Source organism: Actinokineospora fastidiosa (assembly GCF_014648415.1).
Classification (GTDB): domain Bacteria; phylum Actinomycetota; class Actinomycetes; order Mycobacteriales; family Pseudonocardiaceae; genus Actinokineospora; species Actinokineospora fastidiosa.
Genome location: NZ_BMRB01000005.1, coordinates 159,147 through 179,353 on the forward strand (window position 1 = coordinate 159,147; position 20,207 = coordinate 179,353).

Below are 20,207 nucleotides of genomic sequence, written 5' to 3' on the forward strand. Positions count from 1 at the left end.
GTTGAGTTGAGCATGACGGAGTCGGACGAGCGGGCGGCGCCGACGCTGGAAGAGGTGGCCCGGGTCGCCGGGGTCTCCCGTTCCACGGTGTCGCGGGTGATCAACGACATGCCCGGGGTGAGCAAACGGGCCAAGGAGGCGGTCACCGAGGCGATCGCCGCGCTGCGCTACGTGCCCAACCAGGCCGCGCGCAGCCTGGTCACCCGACGCACCAACTCCATCGCGCTGGTGGTGTCGGAGCAGGGCGACCGCGTCTTCGGCGACCCGTTCTTCGCGGGCGTGCTGCGCGGCGTCTCGGCGGGCATGTCCGCGGGGCACCGGCAGCTCGTGCTGATGATGGGCCGCACCGACGTCGACGACTCGGTGGCCAACTACCTGTGCGGCGGGCACGTCGACGGCGCGGTGGTCGTCAGCCTGCACGGGCACGACCCGCTGCCGAAGCGCCTGGCCGACGCCGGGCTGCCGGTGGTGGTCGTGGGCAGGCCGCTGGGCGACACCGCGGTGCCCTACGTGGACTCCGACAACATGTCCGGCAGCCTGCAGGCCGCCCGCCACCTGGTCGAGATCGGCCGCAGGCGGATCGCCACCATCGCCGGTCCCGAGGACATGGCCGTGGGCATCGACCGGCTCACCGGCTGGCGGCGCGGGATGACCGAGGCGGGCCTGAAGCCGGACCTGGTCGTGCACAGCGACTTCTCCGGCAAGGGCGGCGCCGCCGCGATGGCCGAGCTGCTCGACCGCGACCCGGACATCGACGGGGTGTTCGCCGCGGCCGACATCATCGCCGTCGGCGCCCTGCGGACCCTGGCCGACAAGGGCAGGCGCGTGCCGGAGGACGTCGCCGTGGTGGGCCACGACGACTCCATCCTGGCCACCTCGACGACGCCTGCGCTGACGACGGTGCGCCAGTCCGTGGAGGAGCTGGGCCGCAGCGCGACCTGGCGGCTGCTGGCCCAACTTGAGGGGGAGACACACCTCCCACCTTCGGTTTTGCTCCCCACCGAACTGGTCGTGCGGGCATCTACGTTAATTCGTCCCTAAGAATCGTCACACCCGGTAACGTGTGCTGGGTCTCACCGCGATGCAACCGGGTGAAGGGGTAACGCATCCAACCGAGACAGACCCAGATCTCCACGACCGGGGGGAACGACATGGACACCGAACCGCACGAACTGAGCCACCGCGCCCGCGCGATGCTCCGCGCCATCGCCGCGGGCCGGGCCACCCTGCGCTGCGGGCGCGAGCCGGACCTCTACATCGACGGCATGCCCTGCTGCGACCAGTTCAGCGCGCACGAGCTCATCCACGACGGCCTCGTGGCCGCGGGCACCGGCCGGTTCGGCCAGTTCGTCCCGGCCTCGCTCACCGCCGCTGGCTCGGCGGCGCTGGGCGCGAAGGTCGCCGCCGCGTAAGCACCACGGACTTCGGCCCGGCAGGACGCTGCCGGGCCGTTCCCGTGTCCGGGCTCCTTCACCTACGATGCCCGGTTCGCTACCGTGCGCAGCCATGGGTGGTGCGGAATCCCGCGACGCCGACATCACGTGCTGGGCCCTGGCCGCGCGCCACGGCGATTCCGTGGCGCGGGACCGGTTCGTCCGCGCGACGCAGCAGGATGTGTGGCGGTTCGTGGCTCATCTGGTCGAAGCGTCCGCCGCCGACGACCTGACACAGGAGACATACCTGCGCGCGCTGCGCGCCCTGCCGCGCTTCTCCGGCCAGTCCTCCGCCCGCACCTGGCTGCTGTCGATCGCCCGACGGGTGGCCGTCGACCATTACCGGGCGACCCGGACCCGGCCCCGCACCGCCGATCTCGACGACTGGCAGGCCGCGGCCGACCGGACCCAGCCGCTCGGCCTGCCGGGATTCGACGACGGCGTGGCGCTCGACGACCTGCTCGCCACCCTGATCGCCGAGCGGCGCACGGCCTTCGTGCTGACCCAGGCCATGGGCCTGACCTACGAGGAGGCCGCGGAGATCTGCCGGTGCCCGGTCGGCACGATCCGCTCCCGGGTGGCGCGGGCGCGCGAGCACCTGATGGCCCTGCTGCGCGACGCCGAGGACATCCCCGGCGGCCGATAGTCCCGTTCACCGAATGTCATACATTAATGGCATAGCGGCCGCGAAATAGGCGCTGACGTGGTCGAATGCCACGCGGGGACGGCGAACGGGCCGAGCTGGCGATAATCGGCGGGAACCGGAACGGTTCGACGATCGACAACCTCGACATGGACAACCACACCGACGACGTCCCCATACGTGCGCCTCCGCGCATGAGTCCGCTTCCGACCGGTCCCGAGGCCGGAAGCCGTCACACCTTTTCCGCACCCTGAGGAATTGAGGATTGGCCGTGTCCGCTGCCGTTTTATGCGGGGTCGGGGGCTGTGTTCCCGATTCGGTCGTGACCAACGCCGACCTCGCGCGCCGGTATGACACCTCCGACGAGTGGATCCGCTCCCGAACCGGCATTCGCCAACGGCATGTCGTGCGCGCCGGGGAAGCCACCTCCGATATCGCCGTCCGCGCGGGCGCCGCCGCATTGCGCAGCGCTGGAATCCACGCCGTGGACGCGGTCGTATTGGCCACGTCCACGCCGGATCATCCGTGTCCGGCGAGCGCGCCGACGGTGGCCAGGAAATTGGGTCTCCACGAGGCCGCGGCCTTCGACCTGAACGCCGTGTGCGCCGGGTTCGTCTACGCGCTCGCCGCGGCCACCGGGCTCATCGCCACCGGCATGGCGCGCACGGCGCTGGTGATCGGCGCCGACGCCTTCTCCACGATCCTCGACCCGGCGGACCGCGCCACCGCGGCCGTCTTCGGCGACGGCGCGGGCGCGGTGGTGCTGCGCGCGGGCGGGGCCGGGGAGCCCGGCGCCGTGCTGGCCTGCGACCTCGGCAGCGACGGCGACCTCGCCGAGCTGATCGCGGTCCGCGCGGGCGGCTCCCGGCATCCGCTGGTCATGGGCGCGCCGGTGAGCGGCGGCCACTTCTTCGCGATGCACGGCAAGGCCGTGTACCGGCACGCGGTGCGCCGGATGAGCGCGTCGGCGCGGGCGGTGCTCGGCCGGGTCGGATGGCGCCCGCCGGACGTGGACTGCTTCGTCGGGCACCAGGCCAACCAGCGGATCCTGGCTGCAGTCGGCGCCGAGGTCGGCATCGCGCCGGAGCGGGTGTTCACCAACATCGAGCGGGTCGGCAACACCGCGGCGGCCTCGATCCCGCTGGCCCTGACCGACGCGGCCGCCGCCGGAGCGCTGCGGCCGGGGCGCCGGGTCCTGCTCACCGCGTTCGGCGGCGGCGCCGCGTGGGGCTCGGCCGCGCTGACCTGGCCGGAACTGTAGTTCGGAGGATGCACGGAATTGGACACGGACCGCATTCGGGAAACGATCATCGGTTTCCTCCGCCAGGTCGACGGCGTGCCGGAGCACCCGTCCACCGAGGCGACCTTCGACGAACTCGGCGTCGACTCGATGAGCACCATGGATCTGCTGCTCCTGGTCGAGAAGGAGTTCGGCATCGAGATCCCCGACGACCGGCTGCCCACGATCACGACCGTCGACCGGATGGTGGATTTCGTGGCGTCGGCCGACCAGGAGGCCAGGAAGTGAACATCAGCGAGCAGACCGACGGGAAATTCGGCGTCGTCGTCACCGGTTTCGACGCCGCCACCGCGCCGGAAGCGGACATCGCCGCGGTGAAACACGCGGTCTACACCCACAAGATCGCCGTGCTCAAGGACCAGGACCTCGACGTGAAGGCATTCCTGGAACTGGGCGGCAGGCTCGGCACGCCCGAGGCCTATTACGAGCCGATCTACCACCACCCCGAGAGCGACCGGGTATTCGTCTCGTCGAATGTCGAGCAGGACGGCAGGCGGATCGGCGTGCCGAAGACCGGCAAGTTCTGGCACTCGGACTACCAGTTCATGCCGCGCCCCTTCGACATCACGCTGATCTACCCGCAGGTGGTGCCTTCGCGGAACCGGGGCACGTACTTCATCGACCTCTGCGCCGCCTACGAGTCGCTGAGCGCGGACCTCAAGGCCGCGGTCGCGGACACCGTGGCGACGCACAGCGTGCGGCGGTACTTCAAGATCCGCCCCGACGACGTGTACCGGCCGATCTCGGAGGTGCTCGACGAGGTCGACCAGCGCACCCCGCCGGTGTCGTTCCCCACCGCGCACAAGCACCGGCACACCGACGAGACCGTGCTCTACATCAGCGAGGGCTTCACGCTGTCCGTCACCGACCGCGAGGGGCGCGAGCAGCCCGATCTGCTGCGCGCGCTGCTGGAGCACACCGGGCAGCTGGACACCAGCTTCGAGCACGACAACATCCACCTGCAGACCTTCGAGAAGGGCGACCTGCTGGTCTGGGACAACCGGAGCCTGGTGCACCGGGCGCTGCACACCGCCAGCGCCGAGCCCGCCGTGTCCTACCGGGTCACCGTGTACGACGAACCGGACCGGGCGGCATGAGCACCGCGACGCCGGTCCGCCACCCGACCGACACCGACCTGCTGGCGCGGGTGCTGCGCTGCTACAAGCCGAACTGCCGGTACCTGCGCGCCATGAGCGTGTCCGCTGTGGACGGACATCTGCTGGGGACGGCCGAGCTGGCCGTCGACGAGTCGTGCTACATCGACGACACCGGCCACCTCAACGCGGTCGAGGTGAACATCGCCTACAACCAGATGCTCTACTACGCGATCGCGCTCGCGGTCCGGGAAGACCTGGTCCCCGCGGTCCTCGGCACGTGGACCATGGACGACTACTGGCGCCGTCAGCTCCCGGACATCCTGATCACCCGGATGGTCAGCCGGTTCCGCTGGCCGGTGGACCCGCGTCGGTTCCACGGCGAGTTCGCGCTCACCGGCCACAGCAGCCGCAGGCTGAGCGCCGAGAGCCCGCCGCTGATCGCGCTGGAGACGGGGTTCCGCTTCTGGGACGACCACCGCGGCCGGTCCGACGGCGAGGTCACCGTCGCCATCGTCGCCGCGACCTGAGCCGGAGGACGCTCCCGATGCCGTACTTCCCGAACCTGCGGACCGTCGCCGACGTGGTGGGCTTCCACGCCGCGCGTCAGCCCGACACCACCGCGATCACCTGCTCCGGCCGGTCGCTGACCTATGCCGCGCTGCACCGGGAGAGCACCCGGGTGGCCGCCGCCCTCGGCGCGGCCGGGCTGCGGCCCGGCGCGCGGGTGGCCTACCTGGGCATGGAGTCCGAGCACTACTACGAGATCCTCTTCGGCGCCGCGAAGAGCGCCATGGTGCTGGTGCCGGTCAACTGGCGGCTCACCGCGGGCGAGGTCGACCACATCCTGCGCGACTCGGGCACCGAGCTGCTGTTCGTCGACCGGGGGCAGGCCGAGCTGGCCGAGAAGATCAGCGCGGACCTCCCCCGGCTGCGCGCTGTCGTCGAGCTGGACTCGGAGTACGCGGCGTGGAAGGCCGCGTGCCCGGACGAGCCGCCCGCGCTCGCCGCGACCGAGGACGACCCGATCGTGCAGCTCTACACCAGCGGCACCACCGGCCTGCCGAAGGGCGTCGTGCTGGCCCACCGCAGCTTCTTCGCGATCCGGGACGCGCTGGCGGGCGCGGGGCTGCACTGGATCGACTGGCGGCCGGGCGACCGCAGCCTCATCGGCATCCCCGGCTTCCACGTCGGCGGCGTCTGGTGGGCCATGCAGGGCTTCGCCGCGGGCGTCACGAATGTGGCCATGCCGCGGTTCGACAGCACGGCGGCACTGCGGCTGATCCGCGAGGTCGGGATCACGACCTTGTGCGTGGTGCCGTCGATGCTGCGGCTGCTGCTGGCCGAGCCCGGCGTCGGCGAGGCGGACTTCCGCACGGTCCGCAAGATCGTCTACGGCGGGTCCCCGATCGCCGAGACGCTGCTGCGGGAGGCGATCGCGGTGTGCGGGGCGGACTTCGCGCAGATCTACGGGCTGACCGAGACCGGCAACACCGCGATCTGCCTGCCGCCCGCCGACCACGTGCCCGGCGGGTCACGGCTCCGCGCGGCGGGCAGGCCGTACCCGGGCGTGCGGGTGAAGATCATCGACGCCGACGGGGCGGAGGTGCCCGCCGGGACCGTCGGCGAGGTGTGCCTGCACACGCCCGCGCGGATGCTCGAGTACTGGGCCAATCCGGCGGCGACCGCGGCCACCCTGGTCGACGGATGGGTCCACACCGGCGACGCGGGCCATGTCGACGAGGACGGCTACCTCTTCATCAGCGACCGCATCAAGGACATGGTCATCGTCGCCGGGGAGAAGATCTTCCCCGCCGAGATCGAGAACGCGCTGGCCAAACACCCGGCGGTGGCCGAGGCCGCGGTGATCGGCGTGCCGGACGACCGCTTCGGCGAGGCCGTGTGCGCCTTCGTCGCCCTGCGCCCGCACCACACGGCCGGGCCGCGCGACCTCGTGCTGTTCCTCAAGGACCACCTGGCGTCCTTCAAGATCCCGGCGCGGTTCGAGTTCATCGACGCGATGCCCCGCAACCCCAGCGGCAAGATCCTGCGCCGCGCGCTGCGGGACCGGTTCTGGCGCGACCGCGACCGCCGAGTCAACTAGGGAGGAGACCCACGTGTGCGAGCCGCTGACGTTGGATGGGGTCCGGGCCGCTGTGGCCGAACTGCTGTACCAGGAGCCGTCCGCCGTCGACGACGGCGCCGACCTGCTGGCCGAGGGGCTGGACTCGGTGCGGATCCTGAGCCTGGTGGAGCGCTGGCGGCAGAACGGGGCGCAGGTCAGCTTCCTGGAGCTGGCCGAGCGGCCGACCGTCGCGGCGTGGTGGCTGCTGCTGTCGGCGCGGCTGCCCGGGGACGACCGTGGCTGAGCGCCTGCCGCTCCTGGCCGCCCAGCACGGGATCTGGACCGGGCAGCTCCTCGAGCCGGACAGCCCGGCGTTCAACACCGCCGAGTACGTGGAGATCCGCGGCCCCGCGGACATCGACGCGCTCGTCTCGGCGATCCGGCGCACGGTCGCGGAGACCGACGCGCTGAACGTCTGGTTCACCGAGGACGAGGACGGCCCGGCCCAGTACCGCGACGAGGCCCACGGGTGGTCGGTGCACGTGGCCGACCTGTCCGGGTGCGACGACCCGCTGGCCACCGCGCGCGCGTGGATGGCCGCCGACCTCGCCCGTCCGGTGGACTTCACCGCCGACCCGGTGTTCGGGCACGCGGTGTTCCGCATCGGGCCCGAGCGGGTCCTGTGGTACCACCGGGTGCACCACATCGCGCTGGACGGGTACGGCCTCGGCCTGGTCGCCCGGCGGGTGGCCGAGGTCTACACCGCGCGTGTCGAAGGCCGTGAGCCGCCGCCGTGCCCGTTCGGGCCGCTGTCGGCCGTGGTCGAGGAGGACGTCGCCTACCAGGCGTCCGACCGGTGCGCGCAGGACCGCGACCACTGGCTCGCCTACACCGCGGACCGGCCGGAGCCGGTCACCCTCGCCGGGCGGTCCGGGCCGCTGCCGCACCACGTGCTGCGCTGGGAGGACCATCTCGACAGGGCGACGGTGGACGCGCTCAACACGGTCGCGCCCGCCGCGAAGGCGTTCTGGCCGGACGTGGTCACCGCCGCGTTCGCGGGCTACGTGCACCGGATGACGGGCGCGGACCAGGTGAACCTGGCGCTGCCGGTGATGTCCCGGATGGGCTCGGTGTCGCTGCGGGTGCCGTGCATGGTGCTCAACGTCGTCCCGGTGTGGGTGCCGGTCGGCGGGGACGTGAGCCTGGTGGGGCTGACCGCGCTGGTCGCCGCCGAGATCCGCGGCGGGAGGGCGCACCACCGGTACCGCTACGAGCGCCTGCGCCGCGATCTCAGGCTGGTCGCCAGCGACCGCAAGCTGTTCGGCCCGTCGATGAACATCATGCCGTTCGACTACGGCCTGCGCTTCGGCGATTCGCCCGGGGTGGTGCGCAACGTGTCGGCCGGTCTCGTCGAGGACATGGTGGTCAACGTCTACGACCGGGCCGACGGGTCGGGCTTGACGCTCACCTTCGACGCCAACCCCTCCTGCTACCGCCCGGACGAACTGGCCGACCACCTCCGGCGGTTCCGCGCTTTCCTCGCGGAGCTGGTCGCGCATCCCGAACGGCCGATCGCGGCAGCCGGCCTGCCGCTGCCCGAGGAGCGCGACCGGCTGCTCGGCAGCTGGAACGACACCACCGTGTTCTATCCGCCCGCGACGGTGCCCGAGCTGCTGGAAGCGCAGGTCGCGCGCACCCCGGACCGGACGGCGCTGGTGGCCGAGGACGGCAGGGTGACCTTCGCCGAGCTCAACGCGCGGGCCAACCGCCTGGCCCGCTACCTGCTCGCGCGCGGTGCGGGGCCGGAACGGGTCGTCGCCATCGCCCTGCCGCGCACCATGGACGCGATCGTCGCGCTGTTCGCCGTCCTCAAGGCGGGCGCGGCCTACCTGCCGGTCGACCCGGACTATCCCCGGGCACGGGTGGACTTCCTGCTCGCCGACGCCCGCCCGGTGATCACCATAGGCAGGAATCTGCCCGGCGAGGTCGCCCCCGATGACCCGGAGATCGGCCTACTGCCGGATCACGACCTGACCGACGCCGAACGGCCCACCCCCGACACCGCGCTGGCCCTGATCTACACCTCCGGGTCGACCGGTGCGCCGAAGGGGACTGTGCTCACCCACGACGCGATGGTCAACCTGTTCCACCAGCACCGGACCCACCTCATCGAGCCCGAGGTCGCCGCCGCGGGCGGACGGCGCTTCCGGGCGGCGCTGACGGCGTCGCTGTCGTTCGACACCTCGTGGGAGGGCCTGATCTGGCTGCTGGCAGGCCACGAACTGCACTTCATCGGCGACGACGTGCGGCGCGCTCCCGAGGACCTGCTGCGCTATGTCGCGGACGAGGGCATCGACTTCCTGGACGTCACGCCGACCTACGCCGAGGAACTCGTCGCCGAGGGCCTGCTGGCCGAGGGGACGCGGCGGCCCGCGGTGATCGCCCTGGGTGGTGAGGCCGTGGGCGAGGCGCTGTGGAAGGCGCTGCGGGCGGTGCCGGGGTTGTCTGTCTACAACCTCTATGGCCCAACAGAGTGCACTGTGGACGCTCTGTGGTGCAGGCTCTCGGAGAGCGACTCGCCGGTCATCGGCAGGCCGATCGCCAACTGCCGGGCGTATGTGCTGGATGCCGCCGGACGGCTGGTCCCGCCCGGGGTGGTCGGCGAACTCCACCTGGCGGGTACGCCGGTGGGACGGGGATACCACGGCAAGGCGGAGCTGACGGCGCAGCGGTTCCGGGCCGACCCGTTCGGACCGCCGGGCGCGCGGATGTACCGGACCGGCGACCTCGCGCGATGGCGACGTGACGGCGTCGTCGAGTTCCTGGGGCGGGCGGACGACCAGCTCAAGGTCCGCGGCTTCCGGATCGAGCCCGGCGAGGTGGAAAGCGTCCTGGCCGGGCATCCCGGCGTCGCGCGGGCGGCGGTCGCGGGGCGGGGTGACCGGCTGGTGGCGTACGTCGTCCCGGACGGCGAGGTGGAGCCCGCGGCGTTGCGCCGGTACTTGGTGGAGCGGCTGCCGGACTATCTGGTGCCCGGCGCGTTCGTGATGATGGACCACCTTCCGGTCAACCCCAACGGGAAGCTCGACCGCGCCGCCCTCCCGTCACCCGAGCCCGCGGCGCGCGCAATCAGCCGGACGCCGCGCACGCAGGCGGAGCGCGAACTGTGCGCGCTGTTCGCCGAACTCCTCGGTGTGCCGGAGGTGGGCATCGATGACGACTTCTTCACCCTCGGCGGCCACTCCCTGCTCGTCGCCCGCCTGCTGACCCGGATCAGGGTGGCGTTCGGTGTGCGCCTGGGGATCCGGGCGGTGTTCGACGCCCCCACCGTGGCCGAGCTGGCGCGTCATCTCGACACGAGCCCGCCGGAGACCGCCGCGTTGAGCCTGTCCGACCTGGATCGGGAGGCGGACCTGGACCCGGCGATCACGGCCGACGGCTGTCTGCCCGCCCGCGAGCCCAGGCGGGTCCTGCTCACGGGTGCGACCGGTTTCCTCGGCGCGTTCCTCCTGCGGGCGCTGCTCGACCACTCGGGGGTCGAGGTCGTGTGCCTGGTGCGCGCCGAGGACGACAACGCGGCGGCGGAGCGGTTGCGGCAGACCCTGCACCGGTACCGACTCCGCGACCCGGGCCTGGCCGACCGCACGGTGGTAGCCCTGGCGGGCGACCTCGCCCAACCCGACCTGGGCCTCGGCCGCAAGCGCTTCGCGGAACTGGCGGAGGACATCGACGCCGTGTATCACAACGGCGCTCGGGTGAATCACCTGGAGCCGTACGCGCGCCTGCGTCCGGTGAACGTGTCCGGCACGCAGGAGATCCTGCGGCTGGCCACGACGACGAGAGTGAAGCCGGTGCACTTCGTGTCCACTTGCGACTTCTCGGACCTGTCCAACGGGTATGTGGCCAGCAAGTGGGTGTCGGAGCGCCTGGTGACCGCGGCGGGCGCGCGGGGCGTCCCGGTGACGGTGTACCGCCCGAGTCGCGTGGCGGGTCACTCCATCACGGGGGTCGGCAACACGGGCGACGCCTTCTGGAACCTGGTGCGCGCGATGGTGATCCTCGGCGCTGCTCCTGTGGTGGGGGCGCAGACAGCGGACCTGGTCCCCGCGGATCACGTCGCCGCGGCGATCGTCCACCTGTCCGTCGCACCGGAGTCGGCGGGGAGGACGTACCACCTGACCAGCCCCAGCCCCGTCCCGATCGCCTTGGTGATCGACGTCCTCCGCCGACGCGGCTACTCCCTGACGGACCTCTCCCCCGCCGAATGGACCCGCCGCCTCACCGCAAAAGCCGACAAGGCCGCCGAAATCGGTGACTACCGCCTCAGCCTGGTAACCGCCCACCTCGGCGACCCAGACACCGCTTCCCCCGCCTACGACCACGCCGAGACGACCACAGCCCTGTCGACTTCCACCGTCCCATCACCTCTGATCGACGCCGAAACCCTCCACCGCTACCTGGATCACCTACTCGATGTCGGCTTCCTCCCGCCCCCAACGCCTACCGAATGAGTGAGGGGACGGGTGTCTCAACCGCATGAAGGGTTGTCGGATGAACCCCCGCTCCTCACCCCACAGCCGACAAGGCCGCACCACCCACCCAGACCGCAGAAAGTGGCCGGATGACATACAGCCGATCACCCCACACCCCGGAAGGCTGCCCGATGAGCCTTGACTCCCCTCCCCGCGCAGCCGCCCGTCGGGACTGGGTGGGGTTGGGGGTGGTGTTGGCCGCCACCTTCATGGGGCAGGTCGACGGCTTCATCGTCAACGTCGCCAGTCCCACCATCCAGCGGGAGCTGCCCGCTGGGTTCGATCAGATCCAGCTGGTCGGCGCGGCCTACGTGTTCGCGTGTGCGGCGGGGCTGGTGACCGGCGGCCGGTTGGGGGACCGGTTCGGGCGTAGGCGGGTGTTCTTGGCAGGGGTGGGCGCGTTCACGGTCGCCTCGCTCTGCTGCGGGCTCGCCACCAGCGCCGAGGTGCTGATCCTCTGCCGGTTCCTGCAGGGAGCCTGTGCGGCGGCCTTGATCCCGCAGGAACTGGCGATCATCCAGGCGACCTTCCACGACGCACGCCAGCGGGGCCGGGCGTTCGGGGCCTATGGGGTGGCGCTCGGGCTCGGGGTCATCGCCGGGATCGCGGGGGGCGGGGTTCTGGTCGGGCTTGATGTGGGTGGGATGGGGTGGCGGTCGGTCTTCCTCATCAACGTCCCGATCGGTGTGGCGATAGTCGTGGTGGGGCGGTGGGCCATCCGGGAGAGTCGGTCGGACGCCGCCGTCGGGTTCGACATCGCGGGGGCGGCGCTGACGGCGCTGGCCATCCCCGCCCTGCTCGTGCCGCTGATGTTCGGCCCCCGCGCGGGCTGGCACGGGTGGGTGTGGCTCAGCGCGCTCACCGGGCTGCTGCTCGTCGCCGCGCTCGCCCGGCAGCAGCGGCGGCTCGCCGACCGGGGTGGGGACGGGCTGTATCCGCCGCACGTCCTCGCAAACCGCCGGTTCAGGCTCGGCATGGTCGTCCTCGCCGTCTTCTTCGCGGGCAACGCCGGGCTGTACCTGGTGTTCACCTACCACCTGCAGACCGGGCTCGGCCTGGACTCGCTCACCGCCGGGCTGATGTTCACCCCCCTCGGCGTCGGGTTCGCCGCCGGTTCGGCGATCACCGGCAGGCTCAACGGGACCCGCGTCCCCGTGATCGGCGCCGCCCTCATCGCCTGCTGCCTGCTCGCGATGGCCGCCGTGGCCTTCACCGGGGCCACTGCCGAGCAGACGCTGCTCGCGGTGCTCATCGGCGCGGTCGGCGCCGGGCAGGGGCTCGTCGTCTCGCCGCTCGTCGCCGTCGTCCTCAACCGCGTCGAGCCCGACCACGCGGGCGCGGCCACCGGGATCGCCGCCACGGTCGTCCAGTTCGGTCTGGCCGCGGGCTTCTCCCTGGTCGGCATCGCGTACCGCGTGGTGCTGGGCGGCATCCCCGGCGACCCGGCGATCGACCCGGCCCGCCACCACGTCGCGTTCGCCGCCGTCGCGCTCGCGCTGACCGCGGGCGCGGCCCTCACCGGCGTGCTCTGCCGCAGGCTCGCCTGAGAAGATCATCACCACCGGGAACCGGGCGGCCCTCCGACGCGACTGCCAGGACAGCAGCACACCTACTCGGATGGAGCCGCCATGTCCGCTCGGGGCGCCGCCCTGGCCGCACTCGCCCTGGCCGCCGCGACGGCGTGCGGAACGGCAGCGCCCGGCCCGCAGACCGCACCGGACGACGTCGGCGAGGGCCGGACCGCCTATCCCCTGCGGCTCGACAACTGCGGCGACACCTACACCTTCACCAAGGCCCCCGGCCGCGTCGTGGTGATGAACGGCGGGTCGGTCGCCGAGGTGTCCACGCTGCTCGCGCTCGGCCTCGGCGATCGCGTCATCGCCAACGCGCAGTCCTACGGCGCGTCGGAGACGCCCGGTCGCGTCGAGGCCATCGCGGCACTGCCCACCGGCGGGGTCGCGCTCAACAACCTGCAGGACATCCCCCGCGAGGCGATGCTCGGCCTGCGGCCGGACCTCGTGATCTCCACCCACACCGGCGGTTTCGCCTCCGAGTCCGGCTTCGCCACCCGCGCGGACCTGCGCGCCGCGGGAGCCAACACCTACGTCCCGCCCGCCGCCTGCGCCGACGACCGCGCGCCGACCATCGAGGACAGCCACGCCATGATCCGCGACCTCGGCGCGGTCTTCGACGTGCCGGGGCGCGCCGAGGAGATCATCGCCGACTCGACGGCCAGGATCGCCGCCACCGCGGCGAAGGTGCGGGACCGGCCGGTCGGGCAGGTCATGATCGTCTTCCCCGGCATGGGCGCTGCCGACCTCGACTCGGTGGCGGGCAACGGGATCTGGAACGACATCCTGGCCAAGGCGGGCGCGGTGAACGCCTTCGCCGACGCCACGCGGGCCACCTTCGCCAGCATCAGCGCCGAACAGGCCGCCGCGGCCGAGGTGGACGCGCTCATCGTCGTCGACTACCTGAACCCGGACCCCGAGGCGACGGTCCGCGCGCTGTTCCAGCGGTTCCCGCAGTGGCGGGCGGCCGTGGACAACCGCTTCCTGGTCCTGTCGGACTCCCTCTACTTCGGCCCCGACAACCACCTCGCGGTCGAACGGATCGCCGGGCTGGTCCACCCGGACGTGTTCCGGCAGTGACCCGCCACCGCGCGCAGACCGCGCCGCTGCACTTCGTGCCGTTGCCCGCATGCCTTGCCGTGACGGGCGCGGGGCTGGTCGCCGTGATGCTGATCGCGATCGGGGTCGGCTCGGTGTCGGTGCCGCTGGGCGACGTGTGGCGGGTCATCGGCTCGCACGTGCTGGGCGGGACGGCCACCGCGGACCCGGTGTCCGAGCAGATCGTGTGGGACTTCCGGGTGCCGAGGGTGCTGCTCGCCGCGCTGTGCGGGGCGGGACTGGCGGTGGCGGGCGTCCTGCTGCAGGCCCTGATCCTCAACCCGCTGGCCGAGCCGTACGTGCTGGGGCTGGTGCCCGGCGCGTCCGTGGGCGCGGTGCTGGTGATCACCGTGGGCGCGGGGGTGGTGGGCGGGCTGAGCGCGTCGTCGGCGGCGTTCGCCGGGGCGATGCTCGCGGGCGCGGCGGTGTTCGCGCTCGGCCGGGCCGCGCCCGCGCGGCTGGTGCTCTCCGGGGTCGCGGTCGGGTACGTGTTCCTCGCGGCGACGAGCTACCTGCAGCTCCAGGCCAACCCCGGCGACCTGCGCCAGGTGATGTTCTGGCTGATGGGCAGCGTCGCGGGCGCGCGGTGGGACCAGCTCGGCCTCGTCACCGCCGTGGTCATCGCGGCCACCGCCGCCGTGCTGCTCGCCGGACGCCGCGTCAACGCGCTGGTGACCGGCGACGAGACCGCCACCGCCCTCGGCGTCGACGTGCGCCGGACGCGGCTGCTGCTGCTCGTCCTCGCCGCGCTGCTGACCGGCACGGTGTGCGCGGTCGCGGGCGGCATCAGCTTCGTCGGCCTGATGGTCCCGCACGTGACGCGCCTGGCCTTCGGCGTCGACCACCGTCGCGTCCTGCCGCTCTCGGCGCTGCTCGGCGCGGGGTACCTCGTCCTGGTCGACCTGCTCTCCCGCACGGTAGACGCCCCGAACGAGCTGCCCATCGGCATCTTCACCGCCGCCTTCGGCGCCCCGTTCCTCATCTGGCTGATGCGCCGCGACCGGACCGAGTCGTGAACCTCGACATCGGCGCTGTCCGCGTCAGCCTCGGCGGCACGCCCATCCTGCGCGACGCCACCCTGACGGCGGAGCCCGGCGACTTCGTCGGCCTGGTCGGCCCGAACGGCAGCGGCAAGACCACGTTGCTGCGCACTGTCTACCGCGCCTTGCGGCCGGACTCCGGTGTCGTACGGGTGGGCGGTGAGGACGTGTGGTCGCTCTCGCCGCGCGCCGCCGCCCGTCGGACGGCCGCTGTGCTGCAGAGCCGGAACACGCCGGGCGGGGTGACGGTGGCCGAGGTGGTGGCGTTGGGGCGGACCGCGCACCACGGGCTGTTCTCATCCGGTGAGGATCGGTCGGCGGTGCGGGACGCGTTGAAGCAGGCCGGGGTGGCGGACATGGCGGACCGGGCGTTCGGGTCGCTGTCGGGGGGTGAGCGGCAGCGGGTTCTGCTGGCTTGCGCGTTGGCTCAGCGGCCTCGGGTGTTGGTGTTGGATGAGCCGACCAATCATCTGGATATCCGGGCTCGGTTCGAGTTGATGGATCTGGTTCGGGGGACGGGAATCACGGTGTTGGCCGTGCTGCATGATCTGGATATCGCTGCTCGGTACTGTGATCGTCTCGTGGTGCTGCATCAGGGGGTTGTCACTGCCGCAGGGCCGGTCTTAAATGTTCTTACCCCGGGGACCTTGCGTGAGGTCTTTGGGGTTAACGCCGCCGCTGAGCTGTGCGGGGACGGGGTGGTGCGGGTGGTGTATCACGCTGCGCCGTTGGCTTGATGGTGGGCGCTTTCGCGAGTTGCTTCGGTGGCGTCCGATGGGGTGAACCCGCATTCGTGGGGCCCCTAAGAAAAGCGGTGCGGCGCGGATTAGGGGCGGAGCGGCGAAGCCGTCCGCGCCGAGAAAGGGTAGCACCGCTTTTCTCCCCACGAATGCTGGTTCACCCCATCGGACAGTTATCTGGGGCGTGTTGCGTTTGGTGGGTGGTTGCGTTGGTTTGCTGCGTTGGTTTGTTGGTTAGGTGCCCCATCCGGCGGGGACTGTGCCCAGGCGGATTCGTTGGGGGTGGTCGCCTACTGGTACTGACGTGATTCGGTTTCCTGTCCTGAAGTCGATCACGGTGATTTGGTCTGCTGCGCTTTCGGAGATGACGCAGGCGGTTCCGTCTGCGTTGACTGTTGCCCAGTACGGCTTGGCTGCGGGGACTAGGGGACCTTCTTGGAGCGATGTGCGGTCCACGATTGTCGCGTAGTCGTCCATGGTTCCTGCGACGCACAGCTTGGTGCCGTCGGGGTTCATGGCCATGCCGTGGTGGCGGGAGTCGTTGACCCAGGTGGTGCGGTCGGGGTTCGTATTGGGGTTCTTCGGGAGTTCCTTGACCCTGGTGATGCGGTCGCTGGCCACGTCGTACTCCAGGAAGCCGTTGAAGAACGACACCTGGAAGTACAGCGTGCGCTCGTCGGGGCTGAAGGCGACCGGGCGTACGGCGTCGGAGAGGTCGGGGCGGCCGAAGGCGTCCAGGCGGGCGCGCATGTCGATGACCTCGACGACCTCATACGTCTCGGTGTCGACGACGGTGATCTTGCGGTCGCCCTTGGTCCAGTCCAGCTCGGGCGCGTCGAAGGGGGTGATGACCTCGCCGATGGACATGTTCCAGAGGTGGCGGCCGTTGTCGGTGTAGACGTTCTCGTGGGGCTTGTCGCCGGTGCGGAACGAGCCCAGTTCGCGGCCGGTCGTGATGTCGAGGACGTGCACCGTGTTCGACGTCGAGGCCGAGACCGCGACCTTGGTGCCGTCCGGGGAGACGGCCATGTGGTCGGCGCGGAAGCCGGACACCGGGAAGCGCCAGCGGACCGCGCCCGTCGTCAGGTCGATCGAGACGACGTCGGCGAGGCTGGGGCGGGAGGCGACCAGGGCGGCGCCGTCCGGGGTCGTGTACATGTCGTCGACGAGTTGGTCGTGGCCCTCGCCGGGGCCGTGCCGGACGCCGAGGAAGAACGCGAGGCGGATCGGGTTGAGGTAGATCTCCCGCAGCCGGGCGGCCTTGTCCGGGACGACGTCGACCCGGCCGATCTTGGTGTAGCGGTGGTCGAGGACGTCGACGGTGCCCTCCCAGTTGTTCCCCACGAACAACACCTCGCGCGGGGACGGCGCGGCGGCCGCGGGCAGGGAGCCTGCGGCGATGACGGCGGCGCAGGCGGCGATGAGCGCTCTTCTCACGGGGACTCCCACTGGTTACCGTGCAGTAGGACTGCAGGAAACTACAGCGCGCCGCACCCGGGGTAGAGCCCGGCCGCCAACGGCCGCCGCGGCCGTTGTGTCCCAGCGACAAGGAGGTCGCCGTGTCCCTGGCGCAGGTCCTGGCCGCGCTGGCCGCCGACGACGGCCTCGTCGACGAGCTGGTCGCCGCCGCCCGCGCCACCTCGCCGGAGGTGGCCCGGCTGCCCGCCGCCGAGAACCGCAGGCACGTCGCCGACCTGCTCACCGCCGGGCTCGCCGCGTTCGGCCGTCCCGGCGACGGCGACTTCACCGCGGCGACCGCGCTGGGCGCCGACCGCGCCGCGCAGGGCGTCCCCATCACCGCGCTGCTGAGCGGCGTGCAGGCCGGACGCGGGCGCATCGTGGAGATCGCCATCGCCCGGGGCCGCGCGGCCGGGGTGCCCGACTCGGTGCTGCTGGAGGCGCTGCTGGAGCTCGACCGCTACACCAGCGCGGTCGAACGCCACATGATCGACGGCTACCAGCGCGAACTCGCCCGCACCGCCCGGGACGCGCGCACCCAGGTCCTGCGGAGCCTGCTCCTGCACGGCGACGCGGTGCCGCCCGGTTCTCTGGCCCAGGTGGGCCTCGACCACTCGACGCGCTACTTCTGCCTGGTCACCGACATCACCGACCCGGTGCGCGCGCTCGACCTCCCCGGCGTCCTCGGGATCGTGGACGGGCGGCTCACCGGTCTGTCCGCGTGCCTTCCCCGCGGACCCGTGGACGCCCGGGTGGTGGCGGCGCCCGCCGCGCCGCTGTCGGAGGTCCGCCCGCGCTACCTGCTCTGCGTCGCCGCGCTCGCGTCGGCGCCGTCCCCGGGCGTGCACCTGCTGACCGACATCGCCCCGCAGACCGCGTTCGCCGCCCAGCCCGCGCTGGCCGCGCTGCTGGCGTCGACCCTGCTGGCCGCGCTCGACCAGGACGACGACTTCCACCGCGGGCTCGCCGCGACCGCACTGTCCTATCTGGACCACGGACGGCGGCTGGACCACACCGCGGCGGCCCTGCACGTCCACGCGAACACCGTGCGCTACCGGCTGGCCCGGCTGCGCTCGCTCACCGGGTTCCCGGATGACGCCGCCGCGATGGCGGAGACGGTGCGCTGGTGGTGGGCGCTGCGGGCCTGGCTCGGGTGATCCCCGGCCTCACACCCCGATGTCCTCCAGCGCGCCCGGCTCGCCGAACAGCGGGCCCTGCCCGAGGTCCGCGCCCGCGTCCCGCCACCAGCGCGCTTCCCGCGCGTCGGCGATCATCGGCACGATCACGGACACGCCCTCGGCGCGGACCAGCGGCACGGCCGCGCGCACCGCGTGCGTGACCAGCGACGGGGACCCGGCGGCCAGCTCGGCGGACACGCGCCGCATGGCGTAGTCGCTGATGCGGACCGCGTGCACGGGCAGGTCGGCGACGCAGCCCAGATCACCGCCGCCGCGGCCGAAGTCGGTCAGCACCACGCGCACGCCCAGCTCGGCGAGGACCTCGGCGTTCTCCGCCGCCGGGCCGTCCGGGACGGCGGCGGACGGGACCGGCAGGCCGATGTCCAGCCGGTCGATCGGCAGCCCGGTCTCGGAGCTGATGGACCGCACCTCGGCCACCAGGTCGGGGTCGGCGGCCGAGTCCGCCGTCAGCTCGACGTAGAGCCGGGGCGCGTCGCCCACCTTGTCGCGCATGGCCGTCACGCGCTCGGCGGAGCGCGACAGCAGCCAGCGGCCGACGCAGACGCCCATGCCGGTGTCGGCGAGCAGGCTCGCGCAGTCCGCGCCCGCGATCCGCCCGCGCGTCGGGTTGTCCCAGCGCAGAGCGCCGCGCGCGGCCACCACCGCGCCGTCGGCGAGCGTGACGACCGGGTCGAAGTCCACGTCCAGCTCGCCGTTCTCCCACGCGCCCGGGATCGCCGCGGTCAGGCTCCAGCGGTCGACGCGGCGGTCCACCTCGGCGATGTCGACCATGCCCCACTGCCTGCGCCCGCGCTGGCGCAGCTCGCGGATGGTGATGTCGGTGGCGCGCAGCAGGTCGGCCGGGCGGGTGTCGGCGCGCGGGCGGGAGACCACGGCGACCGTCGCCGACACCGCGATGCCCGTGCCGTCCACATAGGTCGGCTCGACCAGCGCGTCGTTGATCCGGGCGGCCACGCACGGCCCGGCCTCCGGCGAGCGCAGCAGCACGGCGAACTCGTGGTCGGCGATCCGGGCGATCAGGCCGTCGTCGACGAGGTCGGCCAGCCGGGCGGCGACGGTGGTCAGCAGGACGTCGCCCGCGTGCCTGCCGATGCCGTCGTTGACCACGGCGAAGTCGTCCAGCGACAGGTGCAGCACGGCCACCTCGTCGCCGACGCCCAGCGCCTCCTCCAGCCTGCCGGTGAACGCCGCGCGGTTGGGCAGTCCGGTGAGCATGTCGTGGGTGCCCTGGTAGGTGATGCGGTGTTCGAGCAGGTGCAGGTCGGAGATGTCCTCGACCATCGTCACGTGGTGGTCGGCGAGGCCGTCGGCGTCGCGCAGGACCGACACCGCCATCCTGGTCCAGACGGTGTCGCCGTCGGCGCGCTGGAACCGGGTGCGCTCGCGCAGCTCGCAGCCGCCCGCGGTCAGCTCGGCGTAGCGGGTGCGCAGGTACGCGCGGTCCTCCGGGTGCAGCAGCGAGTCGAAGCGCTTGCGGAACAGCGTGCCGCGGGCGTAGCCGAGCATCGTCTCGATGGCCTCGTTGGCGCGCACCACGCCGCCGCCGATGTCGGTGATCACCATGCCGAGCGCGGAGGTGTCGAACAGCTCGGTGAAGCGGGCCTCGCTGGCCTTGAGGCTGCGCTCGACGTTGTCCTTGGCCCGGCTCACCGCGGCGACCAGGTCCTCCTGCTCGGCGAAGAGCCGGTCGCGGGCGGCGGCGGTGAACGCCTCGGCCAGCGCGCCGATCACCGGGCCGTCCACTTCGGGCAGTCCGGCGAGCAGCTCGACGCTGGCCCGCAGGCACTCCGGCTGCCGGTAGCCGAGCCGGACCAGCCGGGCGCCCGCATCCCCGGCATGGTCGGGAAGCCGGTCGAGCAGGGCCGCGAGTTCCCGCTCGGCAGCGGAGCGGGACAGCGGGGCGTACCCGATCCGGGAGAGCGCGGCGGCCCATCTGGCGGGCAGCTCAGCTCGGTCCACGTCGGCCGTCCATCTCGTCGGGGGAGCGCGATCCGGGATAGCGCACGGGGGATATCACTCTGCACCCGAACGGGT

General features: G+C 72.2%; 17 protein-coding genes. 15 read left to right on the forward strand and 2 right to left on the reverse strand.

The genetic code is table 11. The features are described 5' to 3' along the window. Positions 1-12: 12 nt before the first annotated feature. The 14 genes from IEY98_RS25150 to IEY98_RS32880 all read left to right on the forward strand — a co-directional run bounded on the left by IEY98_RS25150 (position 13) and on the right by IEY98_RS32880 (position 15,513). On the forward strand, positions 13-1,041 hold the full coding sequence (locus IEY98_RS25150) for a LacI family DNA-binding transcriptional regulator (protein ID WP_189213102.1): 1,029 nt from the start codon (positions 13-15) through the stop codon (positions 1,039-1,041). Between the two features lie 110 nt (positions 1,042-1,151). Beyond that, positions 1,152-1,412 carry a hypothetical protein gene (locus IEY98_RS25155; RefSeq protein ID WP_189213103.1) on the forward strand — a complete coding sequence of 87 codons (261 nt, stop codon included), beginning with the start codon at positions 1,152-1,154 and terminating at the stop codon, positions 1,410-1,412. A 94-nt stretch (positions 1,413-1,506) separates the two neighbouring features. Further along, positions 1,507-2,079, forward strand: a complete 573-nt coding sequence (locus IEY98_RS25160) for a sigma-70 family RNA polymerase sigma factor (RefSeq protein WP_229787407.1) — start codon at positions 1,507-1,509, stop codon at positions 2,077-2,079. 262 nt (positions 2,080-2,341) lie between these two features. Then, positions 2,342-3,337 (forward strand): beta-ketoacyl-ACP synthase III, encoded by a 996-nt coding sequence (locus tag IEY98_RS25165; protein ID WP_189213105.1) that lies wholly within the window; start codon positions 2,342-2,344, stop codon positions 3,335-3,337. A gap of 18 nt (positions 3,338-3,355) precedes the next feature. Further along, positions 3,356-3,604: an acyl carrier protein gene (locus IEY98_RS25170; protein ID WP_189213106.1), complete on the forward strand. Its 249-nt coding sequence runs from the start codon at positions 3,356-3,358 to the stop codon at positions 3,602-3,604. Further along, a complete protein-coding gene (gene scoE / locus IEY98_RS25175) occupies positions 3,601-4,473 on the forward strand; it encodes a (3R)-3-[(carboxymethyl)amino]fatty acid oxygenase/decarboxylase (protein WP_189213107.1) in 873 nt (290 codons plus the stop codon). Before IEY98_RS25170 ends, scoE begins: the two co-directional genes overlap by 4 nt. After that, positions 4,470-5,000, forward strand: a complete 531-nt coding sequence (locus tag IEY98_RS25180) for an FcoT family thioesterase (RefSeq protein ID WP_189213108.1) — start codon at positions 4,470-4,472, stop codon at positions 4,998-5,000. The genes scoE and IEY98_RS25180 overlap by 4 nt, the downstream gene beginning before the upstream one ends. Before the next feature lie 17 nt (positions 5,001-5,017). Further along, on the forward strand, positions 5,018-6,574 hold the full coding sequence (locus IEY98_RS25185; RefSeq protein WP_189213109.1) for a long-chain-fatty-acid--CoA ligase: 1,557 nt from the start codon (positions 5,018-5,020) through the stop codon (positions 6,572-6,574). 13 nt (positions 6,575-6,587) lie between these two features. Continuing rightward, on the forward strand, positions 6,588-6,839 hold the full coding sequence (locus IEY98_RS25190; protein WP_189213110.1) for a phosphopantetheine-binding protein: 252 nt from the start codon (positions 6,588-6,590) through the stop codon (positions 6,837-6,839). Beyond that, on the forward strand, positions 6,832-11,046 hold the full coding sequence (locus IEY98_RS25195; protein WP_189213111.1) for a non-ribosomal peptide synthetase: 4,215 nt from the start codon (positions 6,832-6,834) through the stop codon (positions 11,044-11,046). Before IEY98_RS25190 ends, IEY98_RS25195 begins: the two co-directional genes overlap by 8 nt. 152 nt (positions 11,047-11,198) lie before the next feature. After that, positions 11,199-12,614, forward strand: a complete 1,416-nt coding sequence (locus IEY98_RS25200; RefSeq protein ID WP_189213112.1) for an MFS transporter — start codon at positions 11,199-11,201, stop codon at positions 12,612-12,614. An 81-nt stretch (positions 12,615-12,695) separates the two neighbouring features. Continuing rightward, entirely contained in the window at positions 12,696-13,718 is a 1,023-nt protein-coding gene (locus IEY98_RS25205; RefSeq protein ID WP_189213113.1) for an ABC transporter substrate-binding protein, read from the forward strand. Further along, positions 13,715-14,752 carry a FecCD family ABC transporter permease gene (locus tag IEY98_RS32875; RefSeq protein ID WP_229787411.1) on the forward strand — a complete coding sequence of 346 codons (1,038 nt, stop codon included), beginning with the start codon at positions 13,715-13,717 and terminating at the stop codon, positions 14,750-14,752. The genes IEY98_RS25205 and IEY98_RS32875 overlap by 4 nt, the downstream gene beginning before the upstream one ends. Further along, the gene (locus IEY98_RS32880) at positions 14,749-15,513 is read left to right on the forward strand and encodes an ABC transporter ATP-binding protein (RefSeq protein ID WP_229787413.1); all 765 of its coding nucleotides are present in this window, start codon (positions 14,749-14,751) and stop codon (positions 15,511-15,513) included. Before IEY98_RS32875 ends, IEY98_RS32880 begins: the two co-directional genes overlap by 4 nt. A gap of 237 nt (positions 15,514-15,750) precedes the next feature. Here the strand turns inward: IEY98_RS32880 and IEY98_RS25215 are convergent, their stop codons facing one another. Further along, positions 15,751-16,953 carry a YncE family protein gene (locus tag IEY98_RS25215; protein WP_229787414.1) on the reverse strand — a complete coding sequence of 401 codons (1,203 nt, stop codon included), beginning with the start codon at positions 16,951-16,953 and terminating at the stop codon, positions 15,751-15,753. A gap of 122 nt (positions 16,954-17,075) precedes the next feature. On the opposite strand from IEY98_RS25215, the gene IEY98_RS25220 reads away from it, so the two are divergent. Further along, a complete protein-coding gene (locus tag IEY98_RS25220) occupies positions 17,076-18,131 on the forward strand; it encodes a helix-turn-helix domain-containing protein (RefSeq protein WP_189213115.1) in 1,056 nt (351 codons plus the stop codon). A 9-nt stretch (positions 18,132-18,140) separates the two neighbouring features. On the opposite strand, the gene IEY98_RS25225 is transcribed toward IEY98_RS25220, so the two are convergent. Next, positions 18,141-20,132: an EAL domain-containing protein gene (locus IEY98_RS25225; protein ID WP_189213116.1), complete on the reverse strand. Its 1,992-nt coding sequence runs from the start codon at positions 20,130-20,132 to the stop codon at positions 18,141-18,143. Positions 20,133-20,207: the final 75 nt, after the last annotated feature.

Excerpts from the sequence above, each read along its gene's own strand:
- IEY98_RS25150 (WP_189213102.1), top strand. The coding sequence starts at position 13 with ATGACGGAGTCGGACGAGCGGGCGGCGCCGACGCTGGAAGAGGTGGCC.
- IEY98_RS25155 (WP_189213103.1), top strand. The coding sequence starts at position 1,152 with ATGGACACCGAACCGCACGAACTGAGCCACCGCGCCCGCGCGATGCTC.
- IEY98_RS25160 (WP_229787407.1), top strand. The coding sequence starts at position 1,507 with ATGGGTGGTGCGGAATCCCGCGACGCCGACATCACGTGCTGGGCCCTG.
- IEY98_RS25180 (WP_189213108.1), top strand. The coding sequence starts at position 4,470 with ATGAGCACCGCGACGCCGGTCCGCCACCCGACCGACACCGACCTGCTG.
- IEY98_RS25185 (WP_189213109.1), top strand. The coding sequence starts at position 5,018 with ATGCCGTACTTCCCGAACCTGCGGACCGTCGCCGACGTGGTGGGCTTC.
- IEY98_RS25200 (WP_189213112.1), top strand. The coding sequence starts at position 11,199 with ATGAGCCTTGACTCCCCTCCCCGCGCAGCCGCCCGTCGGGACTGGGTG.
- IEY98_RS25205 (WP_189213113.1), top strand. The coding sequence starts at position 12,696 with ATGTCCGCTCGGGGCGCCGCCCTGGCCGCACTCGCCCTGGCCGCCGCG.